The 23,023-nt window shown below is 56.9% G+C and carries 19 protein-coding genes and 3 pseudogenes; 13 read left to right on the plus strand and 9 right to left on the minus strand.

Features of this window, described 5'->3' with window-relative positions:
• Positions 1 to 149 precede the first annotated feature (149 nt).
• Positions 150 to 590: a CBS domain-containing protein gene (locus CKW19_RS01105; protein ID WP_095056174.1), complete on the plus strand. Its 441-nt coding sequence runs from the start codon at positions 150 to 152 to the stop codon at positions 588 to 590.
• A 104-nt stretch (positions 591 to 694) separates the two neighbouring features.
• Here CKW19_RS01105 and CKW19_RS01110 read toward each other — a convergent pair.
• Both CKW19_RS01110 and CKW19_RS01115 read right to left on the minus strand, forming a co-directional pair.
• A pseudogene (locus CKW19_RS01110) lies at positions 695 to 1,066 on the minus strand (oligopeptide/dipeptide ABC transporter ATP-binding protein); the annotation flags it as partial.
• A 101-nt stretch (positions 1,067 to 1,167) separates the two neighbouring features.
• Entirely contained in the window at positions 1,168 to 2,208 is a 1,041-nt protein-coding gene (locus CKW19_RS01115) for a LacI family DNA-binding transcriptional regulator (protein WP_095056175.1), read from the minus strand.
• A 205-nt stretch (positions 2,209 to 2,413) separates the two neighbouring features.
• Here CKW19_RS01115 and CKW19_RS01120 point away from each other — a divergent pair, with 205 nt between their 5' ends.
• From CKW19_RS01120 to CKW19_RS01140, 5 genes are all read left to right on the plus strand, one after another.
• Positions 2,414 to 4,633, plus strand: coding sequence for a TonB-dependent receptor (locus CKW19_RS01120; protein ID WP_095056176.1), 2,220 nt, complete (start codon positions 2,414 to 2,416; stop codon positions 4,631 to 4,633).
• Positions 4,634 to 4,635: 2 nt separating this feature from the next.
• Positions 4,636 to 5,997: an LLM class flavin-dependent oxidoreductase gene (locus CKW19_RS01125; protein ID WP_095056177.1), complete on the plus strand. Its 1,362-nt coding sequence runs from the start codon at positions 4,636 to 4,638 to the stop codon at positions 5,995 to 5,997.
• A complete protein-coding gene (mgrA, locus tag CKW19_RS01130; RefSeq protein WP_095056178.1) occupies positions 5,994 to 7,031 on the plus strand; it encodes an L-glyceraldehyde 3-phosphate reductase in 1,038 nt (345 codons plus the stop codon). The genes CKW19_RS01125 and mgrA overlap by 4 nt, the downstream gene beginning before the upstream one ends.
• 50 nt (positions 7,032 to 7,081) lie before the next feature.
• Entirely contained in the window at positions 7,082 to 8,020 is a 939-nt protein-coding gene (locus CKW19_RS01135; protein WP_095056179.1) for a sulfonate ABC transporter substrate-binding protein, read from the plus strand.
• A gap of 313 nt (positions 8,021 to 8,333) precedes the next feature.
• Positions 8,334 to 9,407, plus strand: a complete 1,074-nt coding sequence (locus CKW19_RS01140; protein ID WP_095056180.1) for an NAD(P)-dependent alcohol dehydrogenase — start codon at positions 8,334 to 8,336, stop codon at positions 9,405 to 9,407.
• 166 nt (positions 9,408 to 9,573) lie between these two features.
• On the opposite strand, the pseudogene CKW19_RS28930 reads toward CKW19_RS01140, so the two are convergent.
• Positions 9,574 to 9,669 (minus strand): annotated as a pseudogene (locus tag CKW19_RS28930) (alpha/beta hydrolase); the annotation flags it as partial.
• An 81-nt stretch (positions 9,670 to 9,750) separates the two neighbouring features.
• Positions 9,751 to 10,206, minus strand: coding sequence for a hypothetical protein (locus CKW19_RS01150; RefSeq protein ID WP_095056181.1), 456 nt, complete (start codon positions 10,204 to 10,206; stop codon positions 9,751 to 9,753).
• Between the two features lie 413 nt (positions 10,207 to 10,619).
• Between CKW19_RS01150 and CKW19_RS01155 the strand changes: the two genes are divergently transcribed.
• Positions 10,620 to 11,678 (plus strand): aromatic ring-hydroxylating dioxygenase subunit alpha, encoded by a 1,059-nt coding sequence (locus CKW19_RS01155; RefSeq protein WP_095056182.1) that lies wholly within the window; start codon positions 10,620 to 10,622, stop codon positions 11,676 to 11,678.
• Between the two features lie 87 nt (positions 11,679 to 11,765).
• Positions 11,766 to 12,716, plus strand: a complete 951-nt coding sequence (locus CKW19_RS01160; protein ID WP_095056183.1) for a PDR/VanB family oxidoreductase — start codon at positions 11,766 to 11,768, stop codon at positions 12,714 to 12,716.
• Between the two features lie 9 nt (positions 12,717 to 12,725).
• Here CKW19_RS01160 and CKW19_RS01165 read toward each other — a convergent pair whose 3' ends face one another.
• From CKW19_RS01165 to CKW19_RS01190, 4 genes and pseudogenes are all read right to left on the minus strand, one after another.
• Positions 12,726 to 13,439, minus strand: a complete 714-nt coding sequence (locus tag CKW19_RS01165) for a GntR family transcriptional regulator (protein WP_007945095.1) — start codon at positions 13,437 to 13,439, stop codon at positions 12,726 to 12,728.
• A gap of 84 nt (positions 13,440 to 13,523) precedes the next feature.
• The gene (locus tag CKW19_RS01170; RefSeq protein WP_095056184.1) at positions 13,524 to 14,771 is read right to left on the minus strand and encodes an OprD family porin; all 1,248 of its coding nucleotides are present in this window, start codon (positions 14,769 to 14,771) and stop codon (positions 13,524 to 13,526) included.
• A gap of 66 nt (positions 14,772 to 14,837) precedes the next feature.
• Positions 14,838 to 16,172 (minus strand): MFS transporter, encoded by a 1,335-nt coding sequence (locus CKW19_RS01175; RefSeq protein ID WP_095056185.1) that lies wholly within the window; start codon positions 16,170 to 16,172, stop codon positions 14,838 to 14,840.
• A 1,242-nt stretch (positions 16,173 to 17,414) separates the two neighbouring features.
• Positions 17,415 to 17,630 (minus strand): annotated as a pseudogene (locus tag CKW19_RS01190) (LysE family transporter); the annotation flags it as partial.
• 241 nt (positions 17,631 to 17,871) lie between these two features.
• Between CKW19_RS01190 and CKW19_RS01195 the strand changes: the two are divergent.
• The 5 genes from CKW19_RS01195 (at position 17,872) to CKW19_RS01215 (ending at position 22,482) form a co-directional block, all read left to right on the plus strand.
• The gene (locus tag CKW19_RS01195) at positions 17,872 to 18,612 is read left to right on the plus strand and encodes a hypothetical protein (RefSeq protein WP_095056250.1); all 741 of its coding nucleotides are present in this window, start codon (positions 17,872 to 17,874) and stop codon (positions 18,610 to 18,612) included.
• Between the two features lie 42 nt (positions 18,613 to 18,654).
• Complete coding sequence (locus CKW19_RS01200) at positions 18,655 to 19,272, plus strand: isochorismatase family cysteine hydrolase (RefSeq protein ID WP_095056186.1); 618 nt, start codon at positions 18,655 to 18,657, stop codon at positions 19,270 to 19,272.
• A 20-nt stretch (positions 19,273 to 19,292) separates the two neighbouring features.
• Complete coding sequence (locus CKW19_RS01205; RefSeq protein ID WP_095056251.1) at positions 19,293 to 20,759, plus strand: catalase; 1,467 nt, start codon at positions 19,293 to 19,295, stop codon at positions 20,757 to 20,759.
• 77 nt (positions 20,760 to 20,836) lie between these two features.
• Positions 20,837 to 21,400: a cysteine hydrolase family protein gene (locus CKW19_RS01210; protein WP_095056187.1), complete on the plus strand. Its 564-nt coding sequence runs from the start codon at positions 20,837 to 20,839 to the stop codon at positions 21,398 to 21,400.
• A 134-nt stretch (positions 21,401 to 21,534) separates the two neighbouring features.
• Positions 21,535 to 22,482: an AraC family transcriptional regulator gene (locus CKW19_RS01215; protein WP_095056188.1), complete on the plus strand. Its 948-nt coding sequence runs from the start codon at positions 21,535 to 21,537 to the stop codon at positions 22,480 to 22,482.
• A 10-nt stretch (positions 22,483 to 22,492) separates the two neighbouring features.
• Here CKW19_RS01215 and CKW19_RS01220 read toward each other — a convergent pair whose 3' ends face one another.
• Positions 22,493 to 22,903 carry a helix-turn-helix transcriptional regulator gene (locus tag CKW19_RS01220; protein WP_095056189.1) on the minus strand — a complete coding sequence of 137 codons (411 nt, stop codon included), beginning with the start codon at positions 22,901 to 22,903 and terminating at the stop codon, positions 22,493 to 22,495.
• Positions 22,904 to 23,023 lie beyond the last annotated feature (120 nt).

Genomic DNA, 23,023 nt, shown 5'->3' on the forward strand with positions numbered 1-23,023 from the left:
ACGATCGAATGGGCTGACATGTCCGGAGTGATATCGGGTATGTAAGGCAGGCTTCAACACCACAAAAGAACAGGCAAAGGCGCCTGAAACCAAAAGGTTTCAGGCGTTTTTTTTTGATTTTTTAACCGTGATTCGCAGGGTAGGCACTTATGAAAACAGTCGCACAGTTGCTGAAACTGAAGGTCTTGCAAAACCAGCAGGTGCATAGCATCGCGCCGGATCAGACGGTGCTCGACGCACTGAAGATGATGGCTGAGAAGAACGTGGGTGCTCTACCTGTCATCGAGAAGGGTTTGGTTATCGGTGTTATCAGCGAACGCGACTATGCGCGCAAAGTCGTTCTACAGGGCCGATCTTCGGTGGGTACGCCGGTCAGGGCCATCATGAGCGCGCCCGTCGTGACGGCAGACAGTCGGCAGAGCATAGAGCGCTGCATGGTGGTCATGACCGACAGTCACCTACGTCATTTACCGGTGCTGGAGGGTGATCAACTGATTGGCCTTTTATCGATTGGTGATCTGGTGAAAGAAGCCATCGTCGAGCAAGCCAATCTGATCCGGCAGCTGGAGCACTACATTCGCGGAGATTAAAGCGACCAAGGGTAAGTGCATTGTCTCAACCCACGAGTAAAGGCCTGATCGTCCGGTGGCGGGCGTGTGGGTTGACAAGGACGCGGCCCGTCAACCCCTGTGCCTCAGTTGTTGATGTCTGCCGCGTAGTGGCAAGCCACCTGCCGGCTGTCGAGCAGGCGCAGGGCTGGCTCTTCGGTGCTGCAACGCTCGGTGGCGTACGGGCAGCGCTTGTGGAAGGCGCAGCCGGACGGTGGGTTCATCGGGTTGGGCAACTCGCCGACGATCTTGATTTTCGGTTTGTTCGGGTCTGGGTGAATGGTCGGCGTGGCCGACAACAGGGCCTGGGTGTACGGGTGCAGAGGACGGGTGTAGATGTCCTCTTTCGGGCCCATTTCCACCGGGCGACCGAGGTACATCACCATCACGTGATCGGCGACGTGACGCACCACCGCTAGGTTGTGCGAGATGAACACGTAGGCCGTGTTGAACTCTTGCGTCGACTCCGCCGGAGTCGAAGAGGCACGATGGTGCGACAGAGAGTATCTCGCGGCGGTAGATAATTCAGAGTCCTCAGGTCGTGTTTGCAATTCAGCTTTCAAGTACTTTCACGCTCGATCACCAGGCAATCCAGCAGATTTATCCGCTGCACCTCGCCCTCCACCGGCAGCACTCCCAGGCTTTCCAGCACTCGCGTCGCCGCCATTACACCGATTTCCAAGGCCGGTGGTTTGATAGTGCTTAAACTCGGGAGCAGCATTTCGGCAAACGGGTAATCGCCAAACCCAAGCACCGCGCAATCTCCGGGAATATTAAGCCCCGTGCGTTGCCCGGCCAGCAACCCGCCGGCTGCGAGGTTGTCGTTGGCGAAGATGATTGCATCGGGAGGGGCAGAGGCCTGCATGAGTGCTTCCATCGCCTGTTTTCCGGCTTCAAACGGCGCCAGACCCACCTCCGGCGCAAATACCCACGGTTCCAGTCCCAGTTCACGAACACAGGTGATGTAGCCATCGCGGCGCTCCAGCGCACTGAAATCACCGGCGGCACTGTTCTGCACGAAGGCAATTCGCCGATAGCATTTGTCATGCAGGTAACGCGCGGCTGTCACGCCCACGTCAAAGTGCGAAAAGCCGATCTGCATTGGCCCGCGCTCCGGTTGGTAGTCCCAGGTTTCAATCACCGGGATGTCCGCTTCAGCGATCATTTTTTCGGTGCCAACGCTGTGGAAGTGACTGGTCAATACCAACGCCGCCGGCGACCAGCCAAGGAACGCCCGCACCGCACTTTCTTCCTGTTCGACACTGAAATAACTCGACGCCAAAAGCAGCTGATAACCGTTGCGACTGAGCGTGTCGCTGAAACCCTGAATAGTGTTGGCGAAGATCGGCCCGGAAATGTTCGGGATCACCATGCCGACGATTTTGCCGCGCGCCGAGGCCAACCCTCCGGCGACCAGGTTTGGCACGTAGCCCAATTGCGCAACCACGGCAGCGATGCGCTCGCGTCGCTCAGGCGATACCTGCTCCGGCTGGTTGAAGAAGCGCGAAACGGTGATGGCCGAGACACCGGCCTGTCGCGCCACGGTGTTGAGGGTAACGCGGCCGGCGCCTCGGCGTTTACGAGGTAAATTTTCGCTCAACTCGCAATCCTTTTAAAAACTAAAAGACATATAAAACTAATTTATTAGTATTTGACGATCTATGTAGCGGTTGTTGATACTGTCGATGTTAGCGCTACCAAAGCGTTTTGTCTGCTACTCGCTCGAGCGAATGCCCAAGACATATTTCAGACGCTGTCGTCGCAGAACGGCAGCGGTTCAGGGCACACTTTCGAGCGGGTAGACCATGGGCAATTTTCCTGGGGCAAGAAACACATTGGCGCATTCGATTCGCGCTGCGGGGTGGTTATTTACCGGCTTAGCCGTGTTGCCGTCTGGTAATGCGTTCGCCGCCGACAACAGTGAGCCGACGCTTACATCCGTCACAGTCACCGCGACTCGTCGCGAAGAATCGCTGCAAAAAATCCCGGTGGCGGTGTCAGTCGTCGATGGCGAACAGCTGGAGCGAGACAACCGTAACAGCGTATCGAGCATCGTCCAGCAAGTACCGTCGCTGAATTTTCGTACCGGTGCCTCGAACAAGGACACCTCGTTGTTTGTGCGTGGCGTGGGGACGATATCCACTTCCCCTGGCGTTGAACCGACCGTGGCTACGGTGATCGATGGCGTGGTCTACGCTCGCCCAGGTCAAACGACCCTTGACCTGCTGGATCTGGAACGGATCGAAGTCCTGCGTGGCCCGCAAGGCACGCTGTTCGGCAAGAACGCTTCGGCCGGCGTACTCAATATCATCAGCCGGGCACCGACCGCCGAAACCCAAGGTTACATCGACCAATCGAACTACAGTGGCAACGAAAGCCGTACCCGTTTCGGTCTCGGTGGCAGTCTGATTCCTGACACTTTGAAGGGCTCGATCACCACCTTGTTCGGCAGCTATGACGGCAACGTCGATAACGAGCACAACGGTCAGGAGGTCAATGGCTACAACCACAAAGGCGCACGCGGCAAACTTGAGTTCACGCCTAACGATGACCTCAAGTTCACCTTTATCGCGGACTACATGCAGTCCCATGACGATGCACCGAATGGTGTGGTCAGCGAGTCACTGACGCCGGCCTTTGCAAATGCGTTGAGCCCGGTGCGGGCGTCCAGCGACAACCGCAAGATCAATACTGACACGCGCAGCCACGTCGATGACATCAACAAGGGCCTCTCTGGCCAACTCGACTGGAGTCTTGGCGATTACACACTGACCTCGATCACCGCGTGGCGTGGCTGGGATAACACCCAATATCAGGATGGTGATCGTCTAAGCACCATCACCGCCGCTTTTCCAGGCTCAGCCGACATAGGCGATCTGGCGTTCGATCAGTATTCGCAAGAGCTGCGCCTGGCGTCACCGAAGGGCGAGTTCCTGGAGTACGTTGGTGGCCTGTTCTACATGCACGGCAAGGACGATGAAACCTATCAGCGCACGTTGACCACTCCCACAAGCGTCAACCGTGGTATCGCCGATTACAGCACCAGCAACGATAGCTACGCGGTCTTCGGCGAAAGCACGCTGAACTTCACATCGGCCGTTCGTGGCATCGCCGGTCTGCGCTGGACGCATGACGATCTGGAATACGATCACCGCCGGGTTTCCACTTCGGCGACCGCCGTCACCGGCATCCAACCGGGCACCAGCAGTTCCGGGTCAGTGGACGAAGACGGCTGGTCAGGTCGGCTTGGCCTGCAATACGACCTGACCGATACAGTAACCACTTATCTGACCTATTCGCGGGGCTACAAAGGCCCGGCCTACAACGTGTTCTTCAACATGCAGCCGCGTGATACCGACGCACTGAAGCCGGAAACGTCCAACAACTGGGAGCTGGGGATCAAGGCCACGTCCTGGAACAATCGCCTGATCACGAACGTCGCGGTATTCCACAGCGAGTACGACAACTACCAGGCGAACTTCTTCGACACCGTGGCAGGGCAAGTGGTGACCCGTCTGGTCAACGCCGGCAGTGTCAGCACCGAAGGCGTCGAACTCGACTACGCCTTGCAGGCCACCCAGCAATTGAAGTTTTCCGGCGCGCTGGCTTACACCCATGCACGCATTGACGAGTTTGCCTGCCCACCGGGTGCCGCAGCGTCGTGCAACGTCAATGGCAAGCCGCTTCCGTACAGTCCGGACTGGAAGAGCTACGTGCGCGCCGACTACAGCATCCCGCTGGATAACGGTCTGGATGTCGAACTGGGCACCGACTTCAGCTGGCAAAGCGAAGTGCAGTACGACATCAGCCAGAATCCCGACACCAAACAGGGCGCCTACGGGATTTGGAATGCCAGCATCGCTCTGGCTGATTACAACAACGGCTGGCGAGTAGCGCTGCTCGGCAAAAACCTCGCGGACAAGTCCTATTCACCAATGCTGGCCACTGGCGGCAACTACATCTACCGCGCCGTGCCACGGGACGACGAACGCTATTTTGGTGTGCAACTGCACAAGGACTTCTGAACATGACTCGACAGCTGAAACTGGGGGCCTTTCTCATGGCCGGCGGGCATCACATCGCCGCATGGCGACACCCCGAAGTGGCGGCCGACGCCGGGCTGGATTTCACCCATTACAAACGCCTGGCGCAGATTGCTGAAGCCGCGAAGTTTGACGCCTTGTTCGTCGCCGATAGCGTCGCCGCGCCGAGGGATGAAATTGCCAGCCGCATGGCACGCTCGGCTTACTTTGAGCCGCTGACGTTGCTTTCAGCCTTGAGTGTGGTGACCGAAAATATCGGTCTGATCGCCACGACCACCACCAGCTACAACGAGCCGTACCACGTAGCGCGCAAATTCGCTTCCTTGGATCACCTGTCCGGCGGGCGAGCGGGGTGGAATTTGGTGACCTCGGATAACGCTGCCGAAGCACAAAATTTCGGCCGGTACGAACACATTGGACACGCTGATCGCTACAGCCGCGCCCGTGAGTTTTGTCAGGTCGTCACGGGGCTGTGGGACAGTTGGGAAGACGACGCGTTTATCCGCGACAAGACGAGCGGCGGCTATTACGACCCGGCCAAGTTGCATGTGCTGGATCACGTGGGTGAACACTTCCGGGTCAAGGGGCCGCTGAACGTTGCGCGCTCCCCGCAAGGACAACCGGTGATTGTGCAGGCCGGCTCCTCTGAGGTCGGCCGCGACCTGGCGGCGCAAACGGCGGAGCTGGTATTCACGGCACAAACTTCGTTGGCCAATGCCCAGGCGTTTTACGCCGATCTCAAAGGCCGTTTGAGCCAGTACGGCCGCAGCCATGACTCCCTGAAAATCATGCCCGGCGTTTTTGTAGTGGTCGGGTCAACGGAAGAGCAAGCGCAGGAAAAATTTCAAACATTTCAGCGATTGGTCGAGCCTGAAGTTGGCGTTGCTTTGCTTGGGCGCATGCTGGGCAACTTCGACCTGTCGAAATATCCACTGGACGGGCCGCTCCCGGACCTGCCGCTCACAGAAAGCGGCCAGCAGAGCCGGCAGAAACTGCTGACAGAGTTGGCAGGCCGGGAAAACCTCAGCCTCGCCGAACTGGGCAGAAAAATTGCCGGTGGTCGCGGGCATTACAGTCTGGTGGGCACACCGGTGCAGATCGCCGACCGACTGCAGGAATGGTTCGAACAAGGCGCGGCCGATGGATTCAACGTGTTGGTGCCGCACCTTCCTGGTGGTCTGGAAGATTTCGCCAACGAGGTAGTGCCGGAGCTGCAACGTCGAGGACTTTTCAGAACCGAGTACGAAGGCCGTACTTTGCGCCAGAACCTGGGGCTGGTTAGGCCTTCAAACAAATTTATCCAGCCTCGCCCCCCATTTCCAGACAACCAGGAAATAGCTCAATGACTTACATCGCTGCCGAAAACCGCTACGACTCCATCCCTTATCGTCGCGTGGGTCGCAGCGGCCTGGTGCTGCCAGCGCTGTCCCTGGGCCTGTGGCACAACTTTGGCGACAGCACGCCGATCGACACCCAGCGCGCGTTGTTGCGCACGGCATTCGACTTGGGCATCAACCACTTTGACCTGGCCAACAACTACGGCCCGCCGTACGGCAGCGCCGAGATCAATTTCGGTCGATTGCTGCGTGAAGACTTCAAGCAGTATCGCGACGAGTTGATCATTTCCAGCAAGGCTGGTTGGGACATGTGGCCCGGCCCATACGGTCAGGGCGGCGGCTCGCGCAAGTACGTGCTGGCCAGCCTCGATCAAAGCCTGCAACGCCTGGGCCTGGATTATGTGGACATCTTCTACTCCCACCGTTTCGACCCGGACACCCCGCTGGAAGAAACCGCCAGCGCCCTGGCCACGGCGGTGCAGCAGGGCAAGGCGTTGTACATCGGCATCTCCTCATATTCAGGAGTGAAAACCCGCGAAATCGCGGCGTTGCTCAAAGAGTGGAAAGTCCCATTGCTGATACACCAACCGGCGTACAACCTGCTCAATCGCTGGGTGGAAAAGGACTTGCTGGACATCACCGACGGACTTGGCGCCGGGGTGATTGCCTTCACGCCGCTGGCGCAGGGGTTGCTGACCGACAAGTACCTCAACGGCGTACCGGCGGATGCGCGGGTCAACCGTCCGGGCGGCGCTTCGTTGCAGGCGTCGCACTTGTCCGAAGCCAACATTGCCCAGGTGCGGGCCCTCAACGAAATCGCCAAGCGTCGCGGTCAGAGCCTGGCGCAGCTGGCATTGGCCTGGACGCTTCGAGATCCACGGGTGACGTCAGCGCTAATCGGTGCAAGTCGACCGGAGCAGATCATAGAGAACGTAGGAGCGTTGAAGAATCTGCGCTTTAGTACGGAGGAACTGGCAGAGATTGACCGATTTGCCCGAGAGGGCGGGATCAATCTTTGGGAAAGGCCGTCGACTGCTGAATAAATAAAAGCCCAACTCAGGCGTTCTCCCGGATTTCAAACAGCGAGACAAAGATGATATTTCTAAAAGTTTTTTTTACGGGGTTAGCACTGTTCAGTCTGACAAACTCCGTAATGGCAGCAGACCCTGCAACACTGAGAATTGGCTACCAGAAAGGCTCGATTGCCTTATTACTCGCTAAAGAGCACGGGCTTTTGGAGAAGCGTTTTCCTCAAACGGCAGTGCAGTGGATTGAATTTCCTGCCGGGCCGCAGATGTTGGAAGCGATCAACGTCAATGCGCTGGACATTGGCTCCACCGGGGACATCCCGCCGTTATTCGCGCAAGCGGCGGGAGCCGATCTGGTCTACATCGGAACCGAGCCGCCAAAACCACAAGCGGAAACCATATTGGTACGCGCTGACAGCCCGCTAAAAGACATTGCCGACCTAAAAGGCAAAAAGGTGGCATTTCAGCGCGGATCCAGTTCACACAACCTGATACTTAGGGCGTTGAATAAGGCCGGTTTGAGCTACCAGGACATCCAGACTATGAACCTGCCTCCCGCTAATGCGCGTGCAGCCTTCGAACAGGGCAGCGTAGATGCCTGGGCAATTTGGGAGCCTTACTCCTCGCTTGCCTTGAGTCAGGGCAATGTGCGCGTGCTTGCCAACGGCGAAGGTTTGAACCTGTCAGGCCCTGTGTACACCGCACGACGCGCCTACGCGCAAGCCAATGGCTCTTTTGTCCACGCGCTGCTCGATGAGCTTACTGCCGCCGAAGAGCTGACCCGCAGCCAACGGGAAGAAAGCCTGAAGGTGGTAAAAAAATACATGGGACTGCCCGACAGTGTGATTGCCAGCTACCTCGATAATCGGCCGCCTTCTCCAATACTGCGCATTGATGAAAACATCATCAATGCGCAGCAAATGACGGCCGATCTATTTTATCAAAACAAGCTTCTGCCCAAGAAAGTAGATGTGCGTGACGCGGTATGGAACGAGTCCAATTGAGCACGAATATGGCCAATCTCCAGAACTCCAACACTGCTTTCGAAGTGTTCCGACATCCGCTGCGTGGCGGCTAATTGCTCGATCTTGGTCAGGTCTTGCGCAAATGGGGAATGCGCCGAGAGATGATTAGCCAGAGCTTCACGACGCGGTCCGAATTTCGCCAACTCGAAAAAACCTCGCCGAACAGCTCCGTACATCGTCACTTGGCACCATCGATGCAGTGCCCAGTACGCAATTAACCTTTGATCCGGCAATCCGGCAGAGTCTGGATTTCGTGCTGAACTCAATCGCATATTGATCAGGAGGGATCATCATGGCCACGATGAAAGCGGCAATTTTCGTCGAAAAAAACCGGATCGTGCTCGACGACAAACCCATTCCTGAAGTCGGGCCCCTCGATGCGTTGATTCGCATAACAACCACCACGATCTGTGGTACCGACGTGCATATACTGCGTGGCGAATACCCTGTAGCCAAAGGCCTGACAGTCGGTCATGAGCCAGTCGGCATCATCGAGCGGCTCGGTTCGCAGGTACTCGGTTTTGTCGAAGGCCAGCGGGTGATCGCGGGCGCGATTACCCCCAGTGGACAGAGTTATGCTTGCCTGTGCGGCTGTGGCTCACAGGATGGCCCGGATACCCGGCATGGCTTTCGGGCCACCGGTGGCTGGAAGTTCGGCAATATCATTGATGGTTGCCAGGCTGAATATGTATTGGTGCCTGATGCGTTGGCCAATCTATGTCCGATACCGGACGGTCTCAGCGACGAACAGGTGCTGATGTGCCCGGACATCATGTCTACCGGCTTTTCTGGAGCCGAGCGAGGAGGGGTGGAAATCGGCGATACCGTGGCGGTATTCGCCTTGGGGCCAATTGGGCTCTGCGCGGTGGCCGGTGCACGGCTTAAAGGCGCAACCACGATTATTGGAGTCGATGCAGTCACCGAACGTATGAACGTCGCTAAAAAACTGGGGGCGACGCATGTCGTCAACTTCAAGGACGGTGATGTGGTTGAACAAATCATGGCCCTGACGGAGGGGCGTGGTGTCGATGTGTCCATCGAAGCATTGGGGACTCAGGGGACTTTTGAGTCGGCATTGCGGGTTCTGCGTCCGGGCGGTCGACTTTCCAGCCTCGGGGTTTACTCCAGTGACCTGAAAATCCCACTAGACGCTTTCGCCGCTGGTCTAGGGGATTACAGCATCATCACCACCCTATGTCCCGGCGGTAAGGAACGCATGCGACGCTTGATGGCGGTGGTGGAAAATGGCGGGGTGGACTTGTCGCCGCTCGTGACGCATCGCTACAAACTCGATGACATCGAAGAGGCGTATGACCTGTTTGCGCATCAACGCGACGGGGTGATGAAAGTTGCAATTACCCCGTGAGGATCTTTGGGGAGTAGGCGGTTTGTACGAGCGTTAGGGATTTCATGCCCTGCACCAAATTGGCAATCGTCCGGCCGCGCCATCTTGCGTAATTGCATGGAATTCGCCCCCGCATTTGCATTGCCACTGGCCAGTCAATTGCACAAGTGCTGCCCCATCGGTTGCACTCGACTTGACCAGCGTGCGCACGTTCCGCCATGAAAGCTATTGCCTGGGGTGGGATGTTTTTGTCTTTGTCGCCATAAACAAACAACGATGGAACGGTTTCCCGGGCGCAATGGCTGGTCGGTGGGCACTGATGCAGCGAAGGCTGCAGTCCCACACGAAGTGGGAACGATCAACCTCAATCAAACTGCTTTGATGCGCTGGCGATGCGCTGGTACTTACGCAGCTGCCGGTTAGCGCTGCGGATATCCAGAAACAGTATCTCTCCGCTACGCCAGAGCAGCATCCACGCGGTGACGGTAACGACGCCCACGGGGATGGTGCCTTCAATACCCAGAGCCGTGCCTGCCAGCGCCAAGGCTAGTGCCAAGCCCAAGAGTGTCAGCGCTACCAGCCGCTGGGAGCGAATATCCACTCTGAGTTGTTCGCTCTTTTCCGCAAAGGTATTGCTGATGGCTTGCTGCAGGCGTTCTCGCTCATCTTCCGGGCAGCGAATCTGCAGGCACAATTCGTGGTGGTACCAGGCGCTATCCGACAGGTAATCCACCAGTTCGGGGCTTAGCTTGGGGTTGTCCGGCGAGGCAAACGGATTGAGGTAATCGTGGGTGATCGTCAGGTCGATTTTTTTAGTCATAACGAACCTTTACCTGGTTGAGTTGTGGGCGGAGGCTTTCGTGTTCGAGGTAAAGCTAGTCGCAAGACAGCTACTCTGCTTGATCGGCAGTCGCACGCGCTGTTGTAGGAGCGGATTTATCCGCAATGCGTTGGCTGAATGTGCGCCGCGACCCGCCTTACAAATGCACAATGCGGCCTCACCAGTGACCAGCAGGAGAGTGCCCTGTGGGCGATTTACGTCGAATCGGATTTGGATGCCACGGCAGGATCGGGATGGAAGCGCCTTCGCATATATAAGGTGCGCGAAAGGTTGAATATTGATGAATTGGCTTAATGGATCCATTGATCGTTATTTATCACATAAACCTTGACTAAAATCCGACTAATCCGATCAAATGGATCCATAAAAACAAGCCTGCTCCGGAGATTCGCATGTATCCGAAAAACACCTGGTATGTCGCCTGCACCCCCGACGAGATCGCTAGCAAGCCCCTTGGGCGGCAAATATGCGGTGAGAAAATCGTTTTCTATCGAGGCCATGAAGGGCGCGTTGCCGCCGTCGAGAATTTTTGCCCACATCGAGGCGCCCCCCTTTCGCTTGGGTATGTCGAGAATGGCAACCTGGTCTGTGGGTATCACGGCCTGGTAATGGGCTGTGACGGCAAAACCGTCGAAATGCCAGGTCAGCGCGTCCGGGGCTTTCCGTGCAACAAGACCTACGCGGTTGAAGAGCGTTACGGTTTTATCTGGGTCTGGCCTGGGGAGCAGGGCAAGGCTGACCCAGACCTGATCCATCATCTGGAATGGGCTGTCAGCGATGAGTGGGCCTATGGCGGTGGGCTTTTCCATATCAACTGCGACTATCGACTGATGATCGATAACCTGATGGATCTCACCCACGAAACCTACGTGCACGCCTCCAGCATTGGCCAGAAAGAGATCGATGAAGCGCCGCCGGTCACAACCGTTCAGGGTGACGAAGTGGTCACCGCACGGCACATGGAAAACATCATGGCACCACCGTTCTGGCGCATGGCCCTGCGTGGCAACAACCTGGCCGACGACGTGCCGGTAGACCGTTGGCAGATCTGCCGCTTCAGTCCGCCTAGTCACGTCTTGATCGAAGTGGGCGTGGCTCATGCTGGCAAGGGCGGTTACAACGCTGAGCCGCAACACAAAGCCGCGAGCATAGTGGTCGACTTCATTACACCGGAAACCGAGACCTCGATCTGGTACTTCTGGGGTATGGCACGCAACTTCAATCCGCACGACGAAGCCCTGACCGACACCATCCGCGAGGGCCAGGGGAAGATTTTCAGCGAAGACCTCGACATGCTCGAACAGCAGCAGCAAAACCTGCTGGCCAATCCTGAGCGTAACTTGCTCAAGCTCAATATTGATGCCGGTGGCGTGCAGTCCAGGCGCGTGCTGGAACGCCTCATTGCCCGTGAGCGAGCACCGGCTGTCGAGCTGATTGCTGCGGTGAAATAGCGAAAGGGAGCGCCCTTGAGCAATACGCCAGTCCACTCCCATTGATCTGTTCGCGGCCACTGCGGTGGCCGGACTTGAAGGTTCGCCATGATTGAAGTCGTCGTGACATCCCGCAACAACGAAGCGTTGGATATTTGCAGCTACGAGTTGACCTGTGCACAGGGCGGGGCATTGCCCAGCTTCAGTGCCGGGGCTCATATCGACGTGCACCTGCCCAGCGGACTGATCCGCCAGTACTCACTGTGCAATCACCCGCAAGAGCGCCATCGCTATCTGATCGGTGTGCTCAAGGACGCTGACTCGCGCGGTGGTTCTCAGAGCATGCATGAGCAGATCAACAGTGGCGATCGGCTGTTCATCAGTGAACCGCGGAACCTCTTCCCGCTGGTGGGTGAGGCTCGGCGCAGCCTGTTGTTCGCTGGCGGCATAGGCATCACTCCGATTCTCTGCATGGCCGAGCAACTGGCCCACAGCGGTGACGATTTCGAGCTGCATTACTGTGCTCGCTCCAGTGAGCGTGCGGCATTTGCCGACCGACTCAAAGGGGCCTCCTTTTCCGATCGCGTGCACCTGCATTTCGATGAAGAGGCCGATTCGCGTCTGGATGCCGCCAAGATCCTGGCTAATCCGGGCCCGGACTTGCACCTGTATGTCTGTGGCCCTTCAGGGTTCATGCAGTTTGTGCTCGACAGCGCCAAGGCCCAAGGTTGGAGCGATGGGCAGTTGCACCGTGAATACTTCGCCGCAGCGCCGGTGGATACCCGTGGCGATGGGACGTTCCAAGTCAAGCTTGCCAGTAGCGGGCAGGTGTTCGACATTCCAGTCGACAAGACGGTGGTTCAGGTGCTGGAAAGCCACGGTGTCGAGATTGCAATTTCCTGTGAGCAGGGCGTCTGTGGAACCTGCTTGACCCGTGTGCTGGAGGGGGTGCCGGATCACCGTGACCTGTTCCTCACCGAAGAAGAGCAGGCGGCAAACGATCAGTTCACACCCTGCTGTTCAAGGGCTAAATCGGCGCTATTAGTGCTGAATCTTTGACCAAGCCGGTTATTCGCCGCGCGCGATCACTTTCATCCGTTCGCTATTGCTGATCGCGCCGAATACCTCGGCGTAACGCAGGGTCGCATTGGCGTGTTCACGCATAATGGCCTCAGCGCGTGCGCCCTGGCGACTGATCAGCGCGTCGAAGACCGAGTGGTGTTGCATGTGAGCGAAGTTGAAGCGCCGGTATTCGCGTGCCATGTCTTCACGATCGATAGCGAGCGCTGAGACTGAAGCGAAGGGCCGATGGTCGTTTCGTGACAGGGCTTCGGCAATGGCAGGGTTGGCGCTACTTTCGACGATCACCTGATGAAAGCGCATGTTGAGGTCATGGAAGGCCTCAAGGTCTTCTTCTGTCACATAGCCTTTGTCGAACAACGCATCGCCTTGTACCAGGCATTCCTGAAGCGCCGCCTGTGCTTGCTCGCTCAATCCGCGTTCGGCGCTCTGCCGCGCTGCCAGCCCCTCCAGTACCCCGCGCACTTCAACGGCTCCGGCGATATCGTCGGCGCTCACCGAACGCACCTGATAGCCCCGTCCGCCATGGCGCACCAGTAGACCTTCCTGTTCCAGAGTAAGGAAGGCCATGCGCACCGGCATGCGCGAGACGCCGAAGCGTTCCGCCGTCGGAATCTCCATCAGCCGCTCGCCAGCCGCCAGCTCTCCCGAAGCGATCATTTTGCGCAGTGCGACTAGCACCATTTGACCCGGTTTGCTCATGCAGGCGACTTCCAGAAAGTGGTTCGCCATAGTAACGCAAGGAAGGGGGGGATGCAGGGGCGACTAGCGCCCCTGGCGGGAGGATCAGAGAGACAGTGGGTAGCTGACGATCACGCGGGTCTGATCGAAATCACTGTTGAAGCTGCGACGGTTGGTGGCGTTGTTGACCCGCACGCTAAGGTTTTTCATCGGGCCACTTTGCAAGGTGTAGCTGACCTCGGTGTCACGTTCCCATTCCTTGCCATTGCTACCCGCCTTGGTGGTGGCGTTCTCGCCGTGACCATAGCGGGTCATCAGCAGCAAGCCGGGGATGCCGGCGGCTACGAAGTTGTAATCATAGCGAGCCTGCCAGGAGCGCTCGTCGGCGTTACTGAAGTTGCCGTTGAACATGTCGTTGCCCAAGGTGCGCCCACTACTGCCATACACGGACATCCAGCTGGTATCGCCGCTGACCTTTTGCAGTCCCAGATACAACGTATGGCCACCCAGGTTGGCCGAGAACAGCCCGTAGCCAGTAGTACTTTGCACGTTACCAATACGGGCGCTGCCGTCATCGTTATCGATGAAGTAGCCCAGATTCGCGCCGAGAGTCCAGTCACCAAACTTCTGCTTATGTAGCAGGTTCAGATAGCTTTGTTGATAAATGTCTTCGAGTTGCGAGTGCCAAGCGCCAATCAGGGTTTGTTGCTCGTTGAAACGATATTCAGCGCCCGCATAGTTGAAACTGTCTGACGTAACGGTGGGCGCAGCCCAGGCAGAGAGGTCTTGCATGTTTGAGGAATTACGCAGGCTCGTGGCGGTGTATTGCCCACCCTGCAGGCTCAAGCCGGGTAGCTCTCGGGACACCAGCATGGTGCCTTGGAAGGTCTGTGGCAGTAGGCGTCCGTCATCGTAGCGCAGCAGCGGAACATCGGGCATGAGCTCGCCCAGAAATAGCTCAGTGTCAGAAAAGCGCATTTTTGCGGCCACCCCTGCACGCCCATAGCTGTCGGCGGAGTGACCATCTGCATGCACCGGCAGCAAGTCGGAACCGCTGGTCTGACGGCTGCTGTCGAGCTTGATACCCAGCATCGCTATACCGTCAAGGCCAAAGCCTAGAACGCCAGGGGTGTAACCGGAATTGAACTTGAGGATAGCGCCCTGGGCCCATTCTTCTACCTTGCTTTTGCTGGCGCCGGGATCGTTGTAGTCACGATTGAAATAGTAATTTCGCAGCAACAGACTGGTCTTGGAATTCTCGAAAAAGCCGCTGCTCTCGGCATACGCTGAAGGTAATAAGGCAAGCGCTATTGCACCGCCGAGCAGGGCCCGGGGGAGAGGAAGGTAAGTCATTATTGTTGTATTCCTGGGGGTAGTAGTCAGTAGCGAGGCAAGGCCTCGCTACCTCTTTGCATTGCGTCAGGCGTGGCTGAGCTCGGCAGCAGGTTGCACTTGGGTGTTGAGCTTGAGTAGCAGCAACACGGCGGCGGCAATCACGAAAACCACGGCAAAAACCCCGTACAGGTGCAGTGGCTGCCAACCGCTGTCCAGCAACAGGCCGGCGACGGTCGGCGAAAGGATCGCGCCGATGCGTCCGATACCGATGCCCCAACCGACCCCTGTTGTCCGAACTGAAGCGTCGTAGACAATCGGCGAAAGCGCGTACAAGCCAGCCACGCAACCGTTGGCAAAGAGCCCGATCAACAGGCCCAGGCCGAGAGCCATTGATACGGATGAAGCGGAACCGACGAACAGTACCAGCAGGCCCGCGGTAATCAGCATGAACAGCGACAGCACCCGGGTCAGCCGCCAGCGCGAGGCCATGCCACCAATCAGCGCCGCGCCGAAGATACCGCCGACGCTCAACAGCACGCCGCCGCTGATGCCTTGCTGTGCCGATAGCCCTGCTGAAACCAGCAGTTTCGGCGTCCAGCTCATCACGAAGTAGAAGCCGAACATCACCAGGAAGAACAGCAGCCAGATCAGCAGGGTGGTGCGCCGTGAATCAGGCGAGAGCAACTGCGCCAGGCGCCCACGGCCTGAAATCGGCGCGGAGATGGCGACGGGCAGTTCGCGCAGTGCTGGCTGGCCGAGGCGGGCGGCCAGTCGATTGATGCGTGCCAAGGCATTCTCGGGGCGGCGGGCGATCAGAAAGTCCAACGACTCAGGCAAGTACATCAATACCAGTGGAATCACCGCCAGGGTCACGGCTCCACCGAATAGGAAAACCGAACGCCAGCCAAAGTGCGTCAGCAGCCACACCGACAACAGCCCGCCCAAGGTCGCACCCAAGGCATAACCGGTGGATTGCAGGCTCACCGCCAGGCCTCGCCAGCGTTTGTTGGCATATTCACTGGCAATCACGTTGCTGCTGGCCAGGATTCCGCCGATACCCAAGCCAGTCAACCCACGCAACAACGCCAGCTGCACCGGTGTCTGGCTCAGTGCCGACAACAGCATGCCGGCCCCGGAGAGCAGCAGGCAAAACAGGATCAATGGCCGACGACCATAGCGATCCGCCCACGGCGCAATAAACAAAGAACCTGCTGCCATGCCAAACAGCCCGGCACTCAACAGCAGCCCGATCTGCGCGCCATTCAAGCTCCATTCGGCAGACACCGAGGAAGCCGTGAAGGCCATTACCAGCACGTCGAAACCATCGATCATGTTCAGAACAATACAGATGCCCACGGCCAACCATTGGAACCGCGCCATGGGACGCTCATCTACCACGCTCTTCAGATCGACACTCATGGCTGCCCCTCGAGATGAGGCTGCGTAAAGTTAAAGCGAGGGAGGCACACGAAGGTGGGTGCAAGCCGAAGCTTGTGCCCGATTGAGAAGTGATTCATCACGACACCCTATTATTTTTATGAGCGGGACAGGCGCAGTACCTGACACCGTGCGGGGCCAGTCAATCAATTTATGGATCCACTGTGAAGAGTAATTACATGTATTTTTGTCTGATTTTTTTATAAAAGTAATAAAACCTTTAAAAACAATACGTTAACATTTTTTAAATCGTTCGATAATCGAACATGGATGAGGGGTGGTCAAATAAAGGATCCATTCCTATCGGGCTGAGTCGGCTAGTAGGGGGCTATGTAGATACCGAAATCCTGATGGATACGGAAGCGCGTTATGATGAGTTGCTGAAGGTTGCTGACGATTATCGATGCCGAGGGATTATTGATAGATCAGAGCGCAACACATTGATTGAGATTGCAACGGCGGCCTACGCGCGATCGGTAGCAGACCTTTCAGCGTAAAACATTGGGCCTTAGCGATGTTTCTTGCTTGGCCAGTTTCAGTATGTCGTGACCGGCAGAAGTCGACCCATAGCGGCCGCTCGATGGAATGATCAAGTAGCTGTTGCGATTGGCCATTTCTCGCCAAGAGCGGAGTCACCATAGGTTTTGATGACCTCAGAGATGATGACTTGATAACCGGCAAGCCAATTTTCCTGAGCAGCCTTTGCCTCAAGGTGACGGGGTGCTCAACCAATATCTGAAGTGCTTCGAGAGAACTCCAGTAGTAAACATTGGAGAAGAGACCAGTTTGTGGATTCTAACCAGGGATCGATTTTGCGATTGCAGCTATTTCCTGATCGAGTCGGTAGAAGGCTTCATCAAACTGCTTTTTGGCAAAGATGAACGTTGAAGAGTACATAGGCTTTGCTCCCTTCGCGGCGTTTGGTTGCCGATGATTGCACTGACCGGACTTGGGTATGCCTCAAACCTATGCTAGCTGGTTGGCTTCCCAACTATCAGTAGACGATGCATCTGGCGTAATGTTTTCCGCCGATTATGTCTGATAGCGTTCCTTGTCCATGCGTAACTCCTTGGTTGGGCTGGAAGTCAAGCTAGAAATGCGTCATGAGGTGAGGAGGAAAAGCGACATGACTTTTGCGCTCATTACTGGCGCATTAGCAGCGTGGCCATGGTCTGCTTTTGGCCGATAGCGGAGTCACCCCACGTCTCGCGGTCGATTCAATACTCAGGTCAGCTGTCGTGCTCCCAGGCCCAGAATCAGACTACCGCACAGGCGATCAATCACTTTCCGAGCCTTCTGATACTCCGAGGAAATCGTTGGTTGCGACAAAGCCACCGCAACCAGTCCATACCAGGTCAGCGAAACGACCAACACAACCGCCAGCATTGAGACGAAGGTGCTGACCGAGGGGTGGGTGGGTGTTGCCGCTGACCGAAAACTGACCCAGTAAAGGCGATTTCCTTGCCAGTGACATGTTCAGTATGTGATAGATCCTCCTCGCAATTTGCCGGATTTACGTAGCTCGCCTGTTGGGATTTCTGGATCATGCGTTCCTTCACGTGATTCTGATGGTGCCCAACGGCTGAGCGTCGCCAGTGGTTAATGAACTCGATAATGCTGGCGAAACTGACGCGAAAGCCCCACGTGCACTGAACTGACCATTTTGTTCGAGGGGCAGGGCATGCGACGTTTAATGTGTTTGGTCATGACTTCGGTGGTGAGCTTTCCTTCGTTAGCCCATGAGCCGGGAGGTATCAACAGCGCTAAAAGTCAGACAGATGCCGCGTTTGATCTGGTTCATACGCACATTTATCGTGACGGCAACAATCTTGTCTTTCAACAAGTCGTCGCTGGATCAGCAGGCGGCAATACACCCAAAACCACCGGTAAGTTCGCTGGGTCAGACGTCTATAGCTATGTCTGGCCAACCAGTCTGGACAGTGACGTTGTCGGGTTCGAGCCCAAGTCCGGCATCCTGGCGCTGGCGTTGACCTCCCACCCCGATTTCGATGACACCCCCCAGTTGGATGAAAACAAGGACGGTAAAAAAGATAACGATGGTGGGTTATGGCATTCCCATTGGGTCGTTCTGACCAAGGAAGCCAGTTGCGGGCCCAGCGGCCTCAAGGTTCGAGACATTCCCAAAGATATGAAGCCAAAGATGCCAGCTACATGGCCTGGCGTTCCGCTGTATATCGACTCTCCCGGCTATGAACTCAAGGCATCCAAAGACACGGTCACGATCCAAGTCCCGTTGGCGGCCGTCGGCTTTCCTGAAACCTTCAAGTACGACGGCGTCACGGCGGGGTTGAAGGTCAACGCTGACCTGCACGATCCGCTGCTGTGTGTCAGTTCGGTCTGGGACGTCGCCTCAGGCGATCTTTCATTGCCGGCAACATGGAGCGCCAAGGATAAACCTTGAGTTTTCACTCACCGGTTTTTCTAAAGTTGCTGGGAGGTTCTGATGAGTGATGTCACTTATTCTCGCGAAAGCACCGGATTACTACTGGTGGACCCTTACAACGACTTCCTCAGCGAAGGTGGCAAGCTCGCCGGGCTGGCCAAAGCGGTCGTTGATGAGGTCGACACGCTGAACAATTTGCGCCGGGTAGTCGCGGCGGCGCGCACAGCAGGCTTGCACGTTTTTTACGTACCCCATCATCGTTCCACTCCGGAGGATTTTCAGGGGTGGAAGCATCCCAGTCCTTATCAGTTGGGAGCAGGTAAAGCGCAGGTGTTTGCAGCCGGTAGTTGGGGAGGCGAATGGCACCCAGATTTCTTGCCGCAACCGAACGATGTCGTCGTAAAGGAACATTGGGGCGGTAGCGGCTTTGCCAACACGGATCTGGATTTCCAGCTCAAACAGCACGGTATCGATAAGGTCATCATCATTGGAATGCTGGCCAATACCTGTATTGAGACGACCGCCAAATTTGCGGCGGAGCTGGGTTATCACGTCACGCTGGTGAAGGATGCGACCGCAGCGTTTTCCCTGGAAGCCATGACTGCCGCCCATGTGATCAATGGACCGACCTACGCGCATGCCATCGTTACCACTCGCGATCTGACTGAGTTGCTGTAATGCCTTCGGAGGTCTACCTGATGAACGATAAAAAGCTCACTCATGCCACCGGTGCACCGGTGGTCGACAATCTCAATATCCAAACGGCCGGGCCGCGCGGGCCGGCGTTGTTGCAGGACATCTGGCTGCTGGAAAAACTGGCGCATTTCGACCGGGAAGTGATTCCTGAACGGCGCATGCACGCCAAGGGCGCCGGCGCTTATGGCACCTTTACCGTTACCGCCGACATCAGTCGTTATTGCAAGGCCAGTGCATTGGCCGAGGTCGGTAAACAGACGCCAGCCTTTGTGCGTTTTTCCACGGTGGCCGGGGAGCGCGGGGCGGCGGACGCCGAACGCGATATTCGTGGTTTCGCGGTGAAGCTGTATACCGAGGAAGGCAACTGGGACATCGTGGGCAACAACACGCCGGTGTTCTTTTTTCGCGACCCACTGCGGTTTTCCGACCTGAATCATGTGGTCAAGCGCGACCCGCGCACCGGGCTGCGATCAGCGACGAACAACTGGGATTTCTGGACCCTCCTGCCTGAAGCATTGCACCAGGTGACGATCGTCATGAGTGATCGGGGCATTCCCTCCAGTTACCGGCACATGCACGGCTTCGGTAGCCATACCTTCAGCCTGATCAATGCGCAGAACGAGCGTGTGTGGACCAAGTTTCATTTTGTGTGTCAGCAAGGGATTACTAACCTGAGCGATAGCGAAGCGGTACAGGTCGTTGGCAATGATCGCGAAAGCCATCTGCGTGATCTCTATGAATGCATTGAGCGCGGCGAATTTCCGAGCTGGAAATTGTGCATCCAGACCATGACTGAGGAACAGGCGCGTGTGCATCGGCACAATCCGTTCGATTTGACCAAGGTCTGGCCCCATGCCGAATTTCCGCTTGAGGAAGTGGGTATTCTTCAATTGAACCGTAACCCCGACAATCATTTTGCCGAGGTGGAACAAGCAGCATTTTCCCCGGCCAACATTGTTCCGGGAGTGAGTTTTTCGCCTGACAAAATGCTTCAGGCGCGCCTGTTTTCTTATGGTGACGCGCAGCGATATCGCCTCGGTGTGAATTTCAATCACATTCCGGTCAATGCGCCGAAGTGCCCGTTCCACAGTTATCACCGTGACGGGGCCATGCGCACTGATGGCAACCTCGGCTCGACATTGTCTTACTACCCCAACAGCTTCGGTGAGTGGCAGGACCATCGGCAACTGCACGAGCCGGCATTGGCGCTTGAAGGCGAAGCGGCGCATTGGGATCAAAGCGTCGTTGAGGACCATTTCGAGCAACCCGGAAACCTGTTTCGTCTGATGACGCCGCTTCAACAACAGCAACTTTTCGACAACACGGCGCGGGCTATGGGCGATGCGCCGGTCATGATCAAGCATCGACACATCGTCAATTGCTCGAAAGCAGATCCGGCGTATGGTGCCGGCGTGGCACAAGCGCTGGGCTTGAATCTGGTCGCGCAGGAGTTACAAACGACGAACTGAATTCGGGGCGTTCAGCGGGCCAGAAGGAACCGGCAGCAGGCCACCCCATTTGGCAACCTGTCAGCGGGAGAAAGATCATGAGCAATGGTGAGTCGAACAAAAAAGCACTGGTGGTCGTTGATATCCAGAACGACTATTTTCCAGGAGGCAGATGGGCGCTTTCCCACGTCGAGGACGCCGCCGCACAGGCCGCGCGGGTGATTGAACGGTTCCGCGAGCGGGGTGACCTGGTGGTGCATATCCGCCATGAGTTCAAGGACGAAAATGCGCCCTTTTTCCGCCCCGGCAGCGAGGGCGCTCAAATACACCCAAGCGCGAAGAATCGCGAGGACGAGCCGGTGGTGCTCAAGCACTTCATCAATTCGTTTCGTGAAACCGAACTGAAAGCCATCCTCGACCGTCACGAGATCAACGAGGTCGTTGTGGTCGGCAACATGAGCCACATGTGTGTGGATGGCATGACCCGCGCAGCCGTAGATTTTGGCTACATAACCACGGTGTTGCACGATGCGTGCGCCACGCTCGATCTTGAGTTTAACGGAGTCAAGGTCCCCGCCGCGCACGTGCACGCGGCGTTCATGGCCGCGCTCAGTTTCGGTTACGCGCCTGTCATTTCAACCAGCGAATACCTGAGCCGCTGATCCGCTGCACCGGGTGGGCAGATGGACGGCCATGCGCGTCCATCTGCTTGCCGTTTTCGTCGTCTACGCTCATCACCTGGACCGATTTGGCATGGAGGCTGCTTTCCACTGTTCGGGATCAGTGAGGTGGGGCGATGCAATTGATCTGCTCGGAGTTCGATGAATTCGAAGAGGCGTTATACGGAGTGCAGGGCCAATACGTGCTGCGCACGCGGCAACAACGGGACTGGCAACTCAGCGTCGTCGATTTGAACGGCGTGGCACTGATGAGCGGGCGCGAAGGCGCTGGCACGGTCTACACGGGTATTGGCCTGCCCGGTTACTACAACATCTTCCTGCCGCTGACGGGGCATGAGTCCACCGTGGTCGACGGCCATTCCTTCAATCGCCGACGGATTGGCTGGATGGTGCCCAATGCCATGTTCCACATCAACGCAAAAAACCCGGCCAGTTGGCTGACGGTGGCGATGTCTTGCGAGTTAGTGCTGCGCTGGGCATCGGTGCGCGAAGATGAATTCGACTTTTGCGTGTTGCATCGCAACCTGGTCAGCAACGCCCAGCGCAATCTCAGTCCATTGTTGTGGCTGGCACGGCGTCTGTTCCATATCGAGGCCCAGTCCCCCGAGGTTCTGCACAACGAGGGAGCGGAGGAGGCTGCGCGCCGGGAGGTGATGGATGTGGTGTTCCGCATGCTGCTGCCGGTAGACCCGCTGCACGCCGCACCACGGCACCATCGCGATCACAAAGAGATACTCAAGCGTGCGCTGGAACTGCTGGATACGCTGGAGAGCCAGACGGTTTACACCGAAGACATCTGTCAGGCGACCTGCACCTCGGAACGCACGGTGCGCAATGTATTCAATGAATACCTGGGCATGAGTCCGCATCGGTATCTGATGATTCGCCGCTTGCATGGGATTCGCGACGCCATCCGTCATGCCGGCCCTGACGATACGATTACCAGCATTTGTGCACGCTTCGGCGTGTGGGACTTTGGCCGATTCGCCGGTCTGTACCGCCAGTATTTTGGAATGCTGCCGGCGCAATGGCTCAAAGCCACGAAAACGTCGAATCAACCCTGAGCGCTCGCGTTCACGTCAGCATTCGCATCAGGGTTTTGCTGGGGTATTCACCAAATAGCCTGTGGTAATCAGAGGCCATGCGACCACTGTCGGAAAAGCCGAATCGCAGGGCGATCAGGCTGACAGAGTCGGTCTCCGGATTAGCCATCGACAGCGCTACACGGACCAGGTGCAAACGGCGAATGTGCAGGTAGCGATTAGGCCCTACACCGAATATTTCCCTGAAAATCGAGCGTAATGTGCGTTCGCTGACATCCGCATCGCGGCACAACTCGGAGAGCCTGATCGGTTGCTCTTCATAGTGTTGCAGCAGCTCCATCACCTTGGCGATGTTGGCCTGGCGCGTCGTCTGCTGCCCACCAGCACGCGCCGTCGGCGGCGCGGTTTTTGGGCGGGAGAGCGGGGCCCGGGGCTTTTCCATATCAACCTGCTATCAAGCTCCATCAAGTTGACCAAGAGTCTCTCCATCCGAGTGGCGGGTCTACGTAAAACAGGCAAGTTTACGAAGTTTCCTCAGGGAATCGCAGGGTTCTTAAATCTC

The organism is Pseudomonas sp. Irchel s3f7 (assembly GCF_900187615.1).
In the GTDB taxonomy this organism is placed as follows: Bacteria; Pseudomonadota; Gammaproteobacteria; order Pseudomonadales; family Pseudomonadaceae; genus Aquipseudomonas.

Excerpts from the sequence above, each read along its gene's own strand:
- CKW19_RS01105 (WP_095056174.1), top strand. The coding sequence starts at position 150 with ATGAAAACAGTCGCACAGTTGCTGAAACTGAAGGTCTTGCAAAACCAG.
- CKW19_RS01120 (WP_095056176.1), top strand. The coding sequence starts at position 2,414 with ATGGGCAATTTTCCTGGGGCAAGAAACACATTGGCGCATTCGATTCGC.
- CKW19_RS01125 (WP_095056177.1), top strand. The coding sequence starts at position 4,636 with ATGACTCGACAGCTGAAACTGGGGGCCTTTCTCATGGCCGGCGGGCAT.
- mgrA (WP_095056178.1), top strand. The coding sequence starts at position 5,994 with ATGACTTACATCGCTGCCGAAAACCGCTACGACTCCATCCCTTATCGT.
- CKW19_RS01135 (WP_095056179.1), top strand. The coding sequence starts at position 7,082 with ATGATATTTCTAAAAGTTTTTTTTACGGGGTTAGCACTGTTCAGTCTG.
- CKW19_RS01140 (WP_095056180.1), top strand. The coding sequence starts at position 8,334 with ATGGCCACGATGAAAGCGGCAATTTTCGTCGAAAAAAACCGGATCGTG.
- CKW19_RS01150 (WP_095056181.1), bottom strand. The coding sequence starts at position 10,206 with ATGACTAAAAAAATCGACCTGACGATCACCCACGATTACCTCAATCCG.
- CKW19_RS01155 (WP_095056182.1), top strand. The coding sequence starts at position 10,620 with ATGTATCCGAAAAACACCTGGTATGTCGCCTGCACCCCCGACGAGATC.
- CKW19_RS01160 (WP_095056183.1), top strand. The coding sequence starts at position 11,766 with ATGATTGAAGTCGTCGTGACATCCCGCAACAACGAAGCGTTGGATATT.
- CKW19_RS01165 (WP_007945095.1), bottom strand. The coding sequence starts at position 13,439 with ATGAGCAAACCGGGTCAAATGGTGCTAGTCGCACTGCGCAAAATGATC.
- CKW19_RS01170 (WP_095056184.1), bottom strand. The coding sequence starts at position 14,771 with ATGACTTACCTTCCTCTCCCCCGGGCCCTGCTCGGCGGTGCAATAGCG.
- CKW19_RS01175 (WP_095056185.1), bottom strand. The coding sequence starts at position 16,172 with ATGAGTGTCGATCTGAAGAGCGTGGTAGATGAGCGTCCCATGGCGCGG.
- CKW19_RS01195 (WP_095056250.1), top strand. The coding sequence starts at position 17,872 with ATGCGACGTTTAATGTGTTTGGTCATGACTTCGGTGGTGAGCTTTCCT.
- CKW19_RS01200 (WP_095056186.1), top strand. The coding sequence starts at position 18,655 with ATGAGTGATGTCACTTATTCTCGCGAAAGCACCGGATTACTACTGGTG.
- CKW19_RS01205 (WP_095056251.1), top strand. The coding sequence starts at position 19,293 with ATGAACGATAAAAAGCTCACTCATGCCACCGGTGCACCGGTGGTCGAC.
- CKW19_RS01210 (WP_095056187.1), top strand. The coding sequence starts at position 20,837 with ATGAGCAATGGTGAGTCGAACAAAAAAGCACTGGTGGTCGTTGATATC.
- CKW19_RS01215 (WP_095056188.1), top strand. The coding sequence starts at position 21,535 with ATGCAATTGATCTGCTCGGAGTTCGATGAATTCGAAGAGGCGTTATAC.
- CKW19_RS01220 (WP_095056189.1), bottom strand. The coding sequence starts at position 22,903 with ATGGAAAAGCCCCGGGCCCCGCTCTCCCGCCCAAAAACCGCGCCGCCG.